We start from the raw sequence: 12,703 nt of genomic DNA, 5'->3' as shown, positions 1-12,703 counted from the left end.
TTTTTTTATCGTAAAATTTCATCTAAAATCTTATTCATTCTTGCCAAATCTTCCTTCATTACACTTGCATAAGGATCCTGGGCTTTTTTAATCAAAACAACGGCTTCATTAATGATTTCAATATTTTTTCCTGTTTTTAACTGAAGTTTTTTTGCAAATTCTTCGTTTAAATTTTGGGTATCAATTAAAAGATCAAGTCTTACTTTGTTGAGAAAATACTGTGCTTTCTTTGCCATCATATCATGGAAATCGCCTTCCTGCAAATATAAATTCCCAATACTCTTCACAAAATCGACCGAGGTATTTTTTAAGGGTTCGAAAATTGGAACGATACGCTGCTTTCTTTTAGCATTAAAAAAGATAAACAGAATCAAACCTCCCAATAATAGCCACCACGCATATTTTAAGGCGGGATTTGCTAAAATGAAACGCATAAAAAACCGTGATTCTTTAGTATTTGCCTCCACAAACCAAAGTGTTTCCCTATCATCCAAATAAGAAAAAACATCCTCTATGTATTTTGTATTTCCCGACTGTAAAAGATAATAATTAGTCAAAAAAAGTGGCTCACAATGAACATAGATATTACCATTCCCAAATTTTGCTTTGATGAAATTTGCCTGATCACTATTTTCTTCCTCAACTGTTTTTCCTAAAACCTGAACATTGGGTTTGATGAAAGAAAAACCACGTCCCGATGGAAACTTATCCAGTTTGATAAAATCGTTCTGATACTTTTTATCTGTCAGTTTCAAAACATTTTTGTATTCAAAGGAAATCTGAGAATCATAAAAACCTATGCTGTCTGAAATTGCTTTCGGCATTTTGCTAATGATCAACATTGCATCAGATCCTTTAGAGACTTCATCTAGAATTTTATTCCAGGATTCCACATCAATGTCACTTTCTATAACGACGATATTGTGTGGTTTCTTTTTATTCTTATTGTAATAGTCATAAGCAGTAACATCTATTTTCTTTAACTTATTTTTGAACAAAGCTTTAGATTCCTGATTAAAAACAAACAGTCCGAAAGGAGATTTCTCATTAACATCAAAATTTTTACGCCAATCTACAACCTCTTTTTTATTAACTTCAAGCAATGCCAAAATCACCATGATAATGATGAAAATTAATGCATATATTTTGAAAGTTTTATTCATACGTAGATTTTTATTGTTTTTTAAAAGTCATCCCGAATGGTAGGACATGCTGTAGAATCGTGAAATTTTTAATGTGGTTTATCTGCTAATCATGACGATTTCATTGTAAAAAAATTAATTAAGATTTGAAAGACTGATACTGTTCTTTAAATTTTGTATAACTCTGCTCATCGATACTGAACTCACCGTACCAGACATAATCGAAAATATAAGAAAGATCCGAAAATTCACTTCGTAAATTTGGAACTTTCAATTCTGCCACGTAATCTTTATTGGTCTTCTCCGGATTCCAAAGGATGAGTTTTTTGTCACTGAGTTTTTTCAGCACAAATAAAAACTGATAACGAACTGCCGAACGGTAGTCTTTTGTCCGCTCAAAAGTGGCAATACTTTCAGGGAAATTGATTTCGTGAATATTCTCATGAAGTTCTTCGTCGTTGATAATGACTTTTTTATTTCTTCTTCCGAAAATGAAATTCCCGTTTTTCCCGATGAGAAATTTAACGATGAAGTATAGTAGAAAACCAACCAAAGCAATCGCAAACACACGAATGACAAGCGTGGCGATTTGTGCTGAACTTTCTAAACTGGTATCACCAAAAATAGTCTGAATCAGTTTCAAAACTTTTCTCATCAGCTTATCCCAAAAAGATTCTCTGGGTTTTGAAGTCGAGTAATCAAACTCTTCACCTTTGTATCTTGACTTGATGTTTTCTTTAAAATTTTTCGGATAAAGACTATTTTCTGTTACCTGATTTTTAGCCAAAACAGAATCTGCAGGATACATGTTTTTGTAATGTCCCGTACTCAGTGTGTCTTCGTAAGATTCTTCATAATAATCGTCATAAACAGCCGTGCTGTCTACTTCCTGAGCATTTGAATGCCCAAAAGAAAATAGAAATAGTATGAAAAATAAGAATTTATTCATTGATCCCAATGGTATCTATTTCGGCCAGTTCTACCTGTTGATGAAGATCTGTTCTGCTGTCATAATACATCAATCCTGAGTTGACGTACAGTAAATTTGAAAGGAAAAACGATACCAGCATTGAAATTCCATAGACTACAAAAAACATAATTCCCATAGTTCCCGAGAAAGGATTTTGTTCAAAATTCCCATCCGGATTTGATGTAAAGAGTGATACGTAAAATATCATCATCGGAATTATCGTAAAAATTGTGGTAATCACATATAAGATAATTGAAATAATCAATGTTGCCCCCCAATATTTCCAATACGGAGATTTTTTGCGTCCATGAGCATAAGAAAACTGTGAGCGTATCGAATAACTTAAACTTTCAAAAAAACCTCTTTTACTGTTGAACAGATCGTACATCAAAAAATTAACTACGTTAAAAACTGTAGGAAAAACAAACAGAAGAATCGGCAATCCTATGATGATAAATACCAAAGCGTAAGAAAATCCGACTAAAATAATTGCGACCGGAGTGACGATAAAGATCATGCCCAGACACAAAATTCCTATTTTACCCGCATTTTTTCTGAAGTCGCTTAAGATATCATCCGTTCCGATCTTTTTTTCGCCTTGTGACAATCTTTTTAGGTAAAAAACCGGAAACAGATAATTTACAATCATTAAAATAACGAAAAGTAAAAATGTCAATATGCCTATAACGGCAAACATTCCAATATTATCTTCAAAATAGTTCTCCATGTAAGAGCTGTTCCCGCTCAAATTTGAACCAAAAAGCTGAGAAAACAATTCACGATAGCCGAATATGAACACTACAACCATCAGAATCAGTAAAAGACCATTCAGAAGAATATAGTTTTTGAAATAATTTTTGCCGTAAAATCTGAAAAACGCGAAACTGTCACTGATAAAAGTTCCGAAATCTCTTTTTTTATAAAACTGCATCTTTTGTGGTTGTAAGGTGATTGTTTAGTTTTTTGTTGACAATGAAAGGATAAACAAAATAGTAGAATCCTATAATGGTCAAGCATCCGAAGATGATTATTAAATTTAAAAACTCGGGCATTTTTAAGGCGTGTCTTGTTACGTAACCTTCGATAATTCCAGCACAAATAGTGAATGGAATAGTACTTAAAAATATTTTAAACGAATCTTTCAATCCGATTTTTAATGACTCAAATCTCGATAATGTTTTAGGGAAAAGAATGGATGTTCCAAGAATTAACCCGCACATCGCTTCCACAACCATTGCAAAGATCTCAAATACTCCGTGCAGCCAGATTCCTCTTGCGCTGTCTTTTAAAGCACCGTAATCGTAGAAAAAGTATTGAAATGAGCCTAACATTACAGAATTGGAAAGAAGAACGTATAACGAGCCAATTCCGCCAAAAATACCGTAGATGTATAATTTGGCTCCCACTCCGATATTGTTTAATGTAATTCCGATGGTACTTCCCCAAGTTGATCCGCTTTGATAAACTCCGACAGCATTTCCTTCCTTGATATTTTCGATGGTGGTATTTACATAACTTTCGCCCAAAATAATATTGGCAAAATCTTTATCATAAATCGCTGAAAGAACACCCATCGATGTAAAGAGAATAAAAAATACAAATGCATACAGCAAGTATCTTCTGTACTGATACACCAATAGCGGAACTTCCGTTTTGAAAAAATACAGCATTCTGTTTTCTTCTACCCTTTTGGTCTTATAAATTTTCTGAAATATCTGAGAAGAAAGATGGTTAAGATAAACCGTCGTATTACTTTTGGGATAATACGTTTGGGCAAAAGAAAGGTCATTAATCAGATTAATATACAGTGAAGACAGGTCATCAGGATTTTTTTTGATTTTCCCTTGAATAACCTGTTCGATTCCCAACCATTTTTCTTTATTTTGTTTAATAAAATAAACTTCTCTCATAATTGTAAGGCTAAAATAATAAAAATTATGTCTCAAATTGCGATTAATACCTCACAAAATGTAAATATTAACTTTAATATTTCAAGTATTGGAGAACGGTTTCTCGCTTTCATTATCGATAATGTGATTAAGATTGCTTACGGCATTCTCATTTTTTATCTTTTTTTCAGTGTCTTTGATTTGGGATATGTTTTAAATGGTCTTGATCAATGGTCAGTAGGCGCAGTTTACAGCATTCTTCTTTTTCCGACAGTTGTTTATCCTGTTGTTTTGGAAAGCTTAATGGAAGGCCAGACTTTAGGAAAAAAAGTAATGAAGATCCGTGTGGTGAAAATTGACGGTTATCAGGCAAGTTTCGGAGATTACCTGATTCGTTGGGTATTCCGTGTGATTGATGTCTCATTTCTGATCGTCGGTCTCATCACGATGATCGTCACAAGAAACAATCAACGTTTTGGAGATATTGCTGCAGGAACCGCTGTCATTTCTTTAAAAAACAATATTAATATCTCGCACACAATATTAGAAAATCTGCATACCGATTACGTCCCTACTTTCCCGCAGGTCATAGGCTTAAGTGATAATGATATGAGGATTATTAAAGATAATTATCTGAAAGCTTTAAAAATAGATGACCGACAGATCATAACCAAACTTTCAGACAAGATCAAAGGGATTTTAAAACTAGAAGTTGACCCCACAAAAATGACCGAAAGACAGTTTATAGGTATTGTCATCAAAGATTATAATTATTACACAGGGAAAGAATAATTTAAAGTGAGAAGTCAATTTTTGCTTCACATGTTGAATGATTAATTTGTACATCCAAAAATTGACAGTGAAGCCGAACTTTTACTATTCAATTTTAAGAACTCAATTGTTTTTTCGGTGCAGATTTTGTATCTAAAGTACTACATCAAACGTATGAACTGCCATCACCGGTCATAATTTACAAACATAGAAACGGCTGGAGATACATATGTTCTAATAAACCTATAGATATGAAATTCGAGAATAATAAATCAGGAAACGGCGGAGTCATTACTCTCAATAACGAAGTTAAGGAAGTGGGAAGATTAACCTACACGATATTTCCGGAAGACAGCAAGCTGATCATTTCATTTGTACTCGTTCATCCCGAATTTGAAGGTCGTGGAATGGGAAAATACTTAGTGGAAGAAGCTATTAAATTTTCCAGAGAAAATAAATGGAACGTTTATCCGCACTGTTCTTATGCCAGAGCTGTGATGAAAAGAATGAATGATGTGGAAGATATTCTTTTAGAACGTTAAAACTTCATTCAGAATAATATCCTCAATATCGTCAGGATAATTTACGTTAAAATGAATATCAGAATGCACCCAATTTCTAATCTCCGTCACATCCAAGATTTTAGAATTGGGAATTCCCATTTTGTCTAAAGCACAAGCGTTACATTCTTGTTCGTATTGATTGTGAATTGGGATTACAAACAATTTCTTATCCATGAAAAGTGCCTCTGCGGGGCCTTCGAAACCAGCATTGCACAGAATACCGTCGCAACTTTCAAAACATTCTAGAAAATGTGTTTCATCAATTGGAAAAATCTCTACGTTTTTGATCTGATTATGAATTTTGGTATATTTCGAAAAGACTTTCCATTCTACAGGGATCTGAGCCAAAACTTTGGTAATATTTTCGTCTGAAAAACTGGGTAGATAAACTACATAAAAGCCTTTTTTATCAGGATTTAAATTTCTGATCTTTCTTCTGATAACAGGTTTTTTGATCTGTGAATGATAATTGTCAAAATGAAAGCCAATTTTATCTTTACTCGGACAGTAATGTTCCAGAATAAGTTCGCCTAAAAAATCCTTTTGATCGGGTTTTGGAGTTTCTTTAAAACTCATCGAAGCCTGATGGCTTAGTTCAAGCATTTTCAAATTGCGAAGCTTACAAGCCCACGCTGTTAAAGGTTCATAATCGTTGATAATTAAATCATACTGATTCAATTTAATTTGACGAATAGTCTTGAGCGCTTCAAAAAAATTATTTTCCAGTACAATCTTTTTATAAGAAATTCCACCTGTTTTATTGTAAAGAAGAGAAACTCCACGATGTTTAAAATCTATAGGAAAATCTGTTTTCAACTGAGATTGATGTCCGCTGATCAATGTATCGACAGATGCATATTTTTTTAAAATAGGAATAATCTCCTGAGCTCTCGCAACGTGTCCGTTTCCTGTTCCTTGAAAGGCGTATAAAACTTTCATCCTAAATGTTTACAATTTTAGTGCAATGAAATCCTGAAATTAAGTGAATTGGGTGACAATTTTCAAAAGATCAGAATTGTTCATCTCCGAAATTTCTTCAGTTTCGTCGTCTTTCAATAAATGCTGATGTTCTTCATAGTGGAAGATTTTCCATTCACCTCCATTGTATTCTAACGCAGAAAGATTCTCAATCCAATCTCCTGAATTTAGATAAGTGCAGGACCCTTTTTTATTAGTTACTTCACGAATTTGTGGTTGGTGAATATGACCGCATATTACATAGTCGTATCCATTGTCGATGGCAAGTTCTGAAGCGGTTAATTCAAAATCACCGATATATTTCACTGCCTTTTTGACGTTATTTTTAATCTTTTTCGAAAATGAATATTTCTCTTTACCCATTTTATCTAAAAACCAATTGACAACATTATTAATGACAATTAACAAATCGTAGCCTTTTCCTCCCAACTTTGCGATCCATTTTGAATGCTGTACCGAAGCATCGAATACATCACCGTGAAAAATCCAGGTTTTCTTTTCATTTAAATTTAAGCAAAGTTTGTTGATCACTTTTAATTTACCCAATTCAAAATCGGTAAACTTTCTGAACATTTCATCGTGATTGCCTGTGATGTAGTAAACATCGGTAGTTTTTGTTGCAAATGAAATAATCTTCTTAATTACTTTTAAATGATTCTTAGGGAAGTAAGACTTTTTAAACTGCCAGATATCAATAATATCACCATTTAAAACCAATGTTTTCGGCTGGATAGAGTTTAAGTATCTCAGTAATTCTTTAGCCTTGCATCCATAAGTTCCTAAATGCACATCCGAAATGACAACCAATTCAACGTTTCTTTTCATTTGCAGATAATTATCTTTCAAAATGATCAAATGTGATCGCCATATCTTTCAGTATTTTAATTTACCAATGATGGCGAATTCACAATTGATTTTATGCAAAGAAACTAATTGAAAATGAATTGTATGTGAATGATATATTATTTTTATACCTATCGACTACCTGTAGACACAAAATAGCCACGAATGCACGAATATAATTCTTAATATTCCTTTGAATAATATTCAATGGATTCAAAAATTTCATATTTCGTGTATGCGTGGCGAATTTATATATCGCAAACGGACAGTCAGATTTTCTTTTACAATGAGTCTAACAACTCATCAGTAATTTCCATATTGTGATAGACGTTTTGTACATCGTCATCTTCCTCGAAACGGTCTAGCATCTTCATATTAGCTTTAAACTGTTCTGGCGTCACTTCTTTGATATTGTTTGGAATTCTTTGAAGTTCTGCACTTTTCACTTCAATTTTCAATTCATCTAATTTATGAGACAATGATCCGAAATCTTCGAATGCCGTTGTGATCATTACTTCTTCATCATCTTTTTCTACATCTTCTGCTCCACCATCAATCATTTCCATTTCAAAATCGTCCCAATCCATTTTAATTTGTGCCAAATCGATACTGAAGATCCCTTTTCTATCGAAGACAAAAGCCAACTCACCATTCTTTCCTAAGTTACCATCAAACTTGTTGAAAATCGCTCTTACGTTGGCAACAGTTCTTGTTGTATTATTGGTAGTACATTCCACAAAAAATGCAACACCACCTTGCCCATATCCTTCATAGTTTATTTCTTCATAGTTTTCTGCATCAGCACCACTTGCCTTCTTGATGGCTCTTTCTACGTTATCTTTCGGCATGTTGGCACCCTTTGCATTTTGGATACATCTTCTTAGTGCAGGATTGGCTTCGGCATCAGGACCACCAGCTTTCACCGCCAATGCGATATCTTTACCAATTTTAGAAAAAGTTTTGGCCATTTTATCCCAACGTGCCATTTTCGAAGCTTTTCTATATTCAAATGCTCTTCCCATTTTATATTTTAAATTTTCACAAAATTACTCAAAATCAACAACAAAAAAAATACCCCCAGAAAAATCTGGAGGTATTTATTATTTAGAAAAATTAATTATTTTTTCTTTTTCTTAGCTGGAGCTTTTTTCTTAGCTGGAGCTTTTTTCACTGGAGCATCTTCGTAATCTCTTTTCTTGATTGCGTTCCACTCAGCAGCATCTTCAACAGCAGTTACAACAACTTTTCTGTCTACTTGTCTTTCAGCGTCAGTAGCTTTTTCAGAAACTGTAGCTTTAGCTTCACCTACTCCGATTGATTTAAGAGCGTTAGCATCTACACCTCTAGCATCTAAAGCAGCAACTACAGCAGCAGCTCTTTCTCTAGATAATTTCAAGTTGTAAGCTTCAGCACCTTTAGCATCAGTTCTACCTTCTAATAAGTAGTTACCTCCATCTTTCTTAATCAAATCAGCAGCAGCATCTAAAGCACCTTTAGAATCAGCTTTGATTGTAGCTTTGTTGAAATCAAAGAATACGCTTCCGAAGCTTTGCTCTAATTCAATAGCAGTTTGCTTCTTAGGTTTAGGACATCCGTTGTATTCTGGAAGACCTGGAACAGTAGGACAAGCATCATCTTTGTCTAAGATACCATCGTTATCTGTATCTGGCCAAGGACAACCATTGTTTTCTGCAGGACCTGCAACTGTAGGACAAGCATCATCTTTATCGATTACACCGTCACCGTCAGTATCTGGCCAAGGACAACCGTTGTTTTCAACTGGACCAGCAACATCTGGACACTGATCGTCTTTATCTGGAACTCCATCTCCGTCAGTATCAGGACATCCTTGGAATTCTGGTAAACCTGGAGTATCTGGACATAAATCGTCTTTATCTAAGATACCATCCTTATCTCTATCTCTGTTTCCGAATCTAAAGTTCAAAGAAGCAGAAGCTTGCCAAAAGTTAGCATAGTTTGCTTTGTCACCTGGAGTTGAAACGTAATCTCCTTGTACACCTAAACCGAAGTTTTTAGTCAACCAGAAGTTTACACCAGCACCAGTAGATACTGTAAAGTGATTAGCTTTACCTGGCTCGTTACCATTTTCACCATTTCCAACAGATTCACCTCTCCAGTCTGTTCTTGGGAAAGTAAGAGATGTGTAGTCATGTCTAAGGTAGTTAGCACCTACTCTTAAATATGGATCAAACCAAGACTCTTCATTCCAGATAAGACCAGCTGCTTTAGCTTGGAAACCTAAACCTGTCATTAACATGAATTCTTTACCCATGTTGAATCTTTGGTTTTCTACGTTACCAACTGTAGTTTGCCAGTCAATTACCAAACCTTTACCGATGTTTCTTGCAACAGTTAGCTTAGATAATGGTGGAGTGATAGAGAAGTTGTCCACATTGAACATAGTCTTCGTCAAATTTGTAGCAGAAAACGTATTACTGAAGTTACCTGCCTGTGCCTTATGGTTCTCTGCGTGAGCACCAACCCCGATCATCCACGGATTGTTGGTAGTCTGAGCGAACACAGTAGAGGCAACAGTAAGCGCCAATGCTGAAATTCCTAATTTTAGATTTTTCATAGAATTAAATGATTAAATAATTGATATTGCAAAATAAATATAATTTTTCTTTATAAACAAAGTTTTCAGGATGATTTTTAACTTTTCTTTAATATTCTATCGAGGCTTCGTTTGCTTTCTCTGTCTTTTATTGCTTCTCTTTTATCAAAAAGCTTTTTCCCTCTTCCCAACGCTACCAAAACTTTCGCTTTTCCTCTGTCGTTGATATATAATTTCAAAGGTATAATCGTATTACCTGCATCTTTGAGTTTTTTTTCTAATTTTAACAGTTCTCTTTTGTGCAACAGCAACTTTCGTTCCCTTTTTGTTTTATGATTATAAAATGTTCCCAATTTATACTCATCAATCATCATATTGATGATATATAATTCTCCGTCAATAAACTGACAGAAGGCTTCTGTAATAGATGCTTTGGAAGACCGTAAAGATTTTATTTCTGTTCCGGTAAGCACCATTCCAGCCTCAAATTCTTCCATGATTTCGTATTCAAATCTTGCTCGTCTGTTAAATATATTAACTGTTTTTTCAATCTTCATATCTAAAATTTCATTACTGTAATATACAAAAATACCACACATTAAAAACTTGAGTATTACAATATTATAATTACCCGATTTCTTTTCGTAATTTTGCGCCAAATTTACAAACTATATGTTAACAGTATCTAACTTATCTTTACAATTTGGGAAAAGAGTCCTTTTTGACGAGGTAAACATCATGTTTACAAAAGGAAACTGCTACGGGATCATCGGAGCAAACGGGGCAGGAAAGTCTACATTCCTTAAAATACTAACAGGCAAGCAAGATCCAACCACAGGACATGTATCTCTGGAGCCAGGGAAAAGAATGTCGGTTTTGGAGCAGGATCACTTTGCATATGACCAATATACAGTTCTTGAAGCTGTACTTAGAGGAAATAAGAAATTATTCGAGATAAAAGAAGAGATGGACGCTTTATATGCTAAAGAAGACTTCTCTGATGAAGATGGGATTAAAGCAGGTGAACTTGGTGTTGTTTATGATGAAATGGGAGGATGGAACTCCGAATCTGATGCACAAACCATGCTTTCAAACGTGGGTATTAAAGATGATATGCACTGGCAGATGATGAGCGAACTGGAGAATAAGGACAAAGTAAAAGTTCTTTTGGCTCAGGCGCTTTTCGGAAATCCTGATGTATTGATTCTTGATGAACCTACGAATGACCTGGATATTGACACCATTGCTTGGTTAGAAGATTTCTTAGCAGATTATGAAAATACAGTAATTGTTGTATCTCACGACCGTCACTTCTTAGACACCGTTTGTACACACATTGGAGATTTAGATTATGCTAAGTTAAACCTTTACACAGGTAACTACTCTTTCTGGTACCAAGCTTCTCAGTTAGCTACAAGACAAAGAGCTCAGGCAAACAAAAAAGCGGAAGAGAAGAAGAAGGAACTTCAGGATTTCATCGCAAGATTTAGTTCAAACGTTGCGAAAGCTAAGCAGGCAACTGCAAGAAAGAAAATGATCGATAAATTAAACATCGATGATATTAAACCGTCTTCAAGAAGGTATCCGGCAATTATTTTCGAAATGGAAAGAGAAGTTGGAGATCAGATTTTAGATGTTAAAGGTTTAGAAAAAACAAAAGACGGAGAATTATTGTTCTCAAATATTGATTTAAATCTTAAAAAAGGAGATAAAGTTGCCATAATTTCTAAAAACTCTTTAGCGATTACAGAATTTTTTGAAATCTTAGCAGGAAATAATCAGGCTGACAAAGGAACTGTGGCTTGGGGTGTAACAACAAACCAATCTCATATGCCTTTGGATAATACCACTTTCTTCCAGGAAGACATCAACTTAGTAGACTGGTTGAGACAATTTACCAAAAATGATGAAGAGCGTCACGAAGAATTTATGAGAGGTTTCTTAGGAAGAATGTTATTCTCAGGTGATGAAGCATTAAAGTCTTGTAAGGTGCTTTCAGGAGGTGAAAAAATGAGATGTATGTTCAGCAGAATGATGCTTCAGAAAGCTAACGTATTACTACTAGATGAGCCTACGAACCACTTAGACCTTGAAAGTATTACAACGTTGAATAACTCACTGTCAAACTTCAAAGGAAATCTACTATTGTCTTCTCATGACCACGAAATGCTACAGACCGTTTGTAACAGAATTGTTGAGCTGACTCCAAAAGGAATCATCGACAGAGAAACTACTTATGACGAGTATCTTGCTGATAAAAAGATTAAAGAACTAAGAGAAAAAATGTATTCTTAATTAGAATCACATTAAAATATTGAGTCAGGGTAGATTTTTCTATCCTGATTTTTTTGTTTAAATATTCTATTTTTATATTCACATAAGCTCGAATTACTTTACTATTATAAAAATCGAAATAAGATGTTTTTTCCAGGAGCTCATTCCGGCTCTCCACTGTATCTTTTTTGCGCCTTTGCTTTGGCTGTGCACACAAAAAAGGATGTCGTTTCGATCCGGGCTAGTGAAGATTACCTTCTACACGATTTGTCTAGGTAATCATTGATTTTTTAATTACAATTTGTAACAATGTGAGCTCCGTACGAGAAACCTATAAGTATAAAACCTATCAGTAAATCAATTTTTAGATGGTAAACACATAGAGCTCTTGGGTAACATACCGTTTAAGGCATAACATCTTTTACAGATTCTGCCCTTACTAAGCAATGCCTACCAAATGGTTTAATAGGTTTAGTTGATTCAAAACTTTAGCAATCTTATCTCTTTAAACGTGATGATGGAAATCGCTAATCTCCTATAGCTACTCGGATCTAAAATCTATTGACTCAAAACCCATTTTCTGCATTCACTTGGCTCTTTGTTCTTTTACTTTCTAGTTTGTTTACCCGCTACTCTGTATGTTCATACAAAAGTTGAGCACAAAAAAAAGTCTCACACAAATAAATGTATGAGACTTT

General features: G+C 34.4%; 12 protein-coding genes. 3 read left to right on the top strand and 9 right to left on the bottom strand.

All coding sequences use genetic code 11. The features are described from left to right. Positions 1-5: 5 nt before the first annotated feature. The 4 genes from AR685_RS15110 to AR685_RS15095 all read right to left on the bottom strand — a co-directional run bounded on the left by AR685_RS15110 (position 6) and on the right by AR685_RS15095 (position 4,022). Positions 6-1,163 carry a DUF4350 domain-containing protein gene (locus AR685_RS15110; RefSeq protein ID WP_059125060.1) on the bottom strand — a complete coding sequence of 386 codons (1,158 nt, stop codon included), beginning with the start codon at positions 1,161-1,163 and terminating at the stop codon, positions 6-8. Between the two features lie 118 nt (positions 1,164-1,281). After that, positions 1,282-2,091: a DUF4129 domain-containing protein gene (locus tag AR685_RS15105; protein WP_047447081.1), complete on the bottom strand. Its 810-nt coding sequence runs from the start codon at positions 2,089-2,091 to the stop codon at positions 1,282-1,284. Next, on the bottom strand, positions 2,084-3,043 hold the full coding sequence (locus AR685_RS15100) for a DUF4013 domain-containing protein (RefSeq protein WP_059125059.1): 960 nt from the start codon (positions 3,041-3,043) through the stop codon (positions 2,084-2,086). The genes AR685_RS15105 and AR685_RS15100 overlap by 8 nt, the downstream gene beginning before the upstream one ends. Next, positions 3,030-4,022 (bottom strand): stage II sporulation protein M, encoded by a 993-nt coding sequence (locus AR685_RS15095; protein ID WP_047447088.1) that lies wholly within the window; start codon positions 4,020-4,022, stop codon positions 3,030-3,032. The genes AR685_RS15100 and AR685_RS15095 overlap by 14 nt, the downstream gene beginning before the upstream one ends. A 27-nt stretch (positions 4,023-4,049) precedes the next feature. Here AR685_RS15095 and AR685_RS15090 point away from each other — a divergent pair, with 27 nt between their 5' ends. Further along, on the top strand, positions 4,050-4,793 hold the full coding sequence (locus AR685_RS15090; RefSeq protein WP_059125058.1) for an RDD family protein: 744 nt from the start codon (positions 4,050-4,052) through the stop codon (positions 4,791-4,793). Positions 4,794-5,023: 230 nt separating this feature from the next. Then, positions 5,024-5,314, top strand: coding sequence for a GNAT family N-acetyltransferase (locus AR685_RS15085; RefSeq protein ID WP_047447094.1), 291 nt, complete (start codon positions 5,024-5,026; stop codon positions 5,312-5,314). Here AR685_RS15085 and AR685_RS15080 read toward each other — a convergent pair. The 5 genes from AR685_RS15080 to smpB form a co-directional block, all read right to left on the bottom strand. Continuing rightward, the gene (locus tag AR685_RS15080; RefSeq protein WP_059125057.1) at positions 5,303-6,274 is read right to left on the bottom strand and encodes a glycosyltransferase family protein; all 972 of its coding nucleotides are present in this window, start codon (positions 6,272-6,274) and stop codon (positions 5,303-5,305) included. The genes AR685_RS15085 and AR685_RS15080 overlap by 12 nt on opposite strands. A 39-nt stretch (positions 6,275-6,313) precedes the next feature. Then, complete coding sequence (locus AR685_RS15075; RefSeq protein WP_047447099.1) at positions 6,314-7,138, bottom strand: UDP-2,3-diacylglucosamine diphosphatase; 825 nt, start codon at positions 7,136-7,138, stop codon at positions 6,314-6,316. Between the two features lie 299 nt (positions 7,139-7,437). After that, positions 7,438-8,178 (bottom strand): YebC/PmpR family DNA-binding transcriptional regulator, encoded by a 741-nt coding sequence (locus tag AR685_RS15070; RefSeq protein WP_047447102.1) that lies wholly within the window; start codon positions 8,176-8,178, stop codon positions 7,438-7,440. 95 nt (positions 8,179-8,273) lie between these two features. Further along, a complete protein-coding gene (locus tag AR685_RS15065) occupies positions 8,274-9,752 on the bottom strand; it encodes an OmpA family protein (protein ID WP_047447105.1) in 1,479 nt (492 codons plus the stop codon). A 77-nt stretch (positions 9,753-9,829) separates the two neighbouring features. Continuing rightward, a complete protein-coding gene (gene smpB / locus AR685_RS15060; RefSeq protein ID WP_047447108.1) occupies positions 9,830-10,288 on the bottom strand; it encodes an SsrA-binding protein SmpB in 459 nt (152 codons plus the stop codon). A gap of 115 nt (positions 10,289-10,403) precedes the next feature. Between smpB and AR685_RS15055 the strand changes: the two genes are divergently transcribed. After that, positions 10,404-12,026 carry an ABC-F family ATP-binding cassette domain-containing protein gene (locus AR685_RS15055; RefSeq protein ID WP_047447112.1) on the top strand — a complete coding sequence of 541 codons (1,623 nt, stop codon included), beginning with the start codon at positions 10,404-10,406 and terminating at the stop codon, positions 12,024-12,026. The last annotated feature ends 677 nt before the right edge of the window (positions 12,027-12,703 follow it).

Source organism: Chryseobacterium sp. JAH, assembly GCF_001507335.1.
GTDB lineage: Bacteria > Bacteroidota > Bacteroidia > Flavobacteriales > Weeksellaceae > Chryseobacterium.
This window is presented reverse-complemented; position numbering and strand designations above follow the sequence as displayed.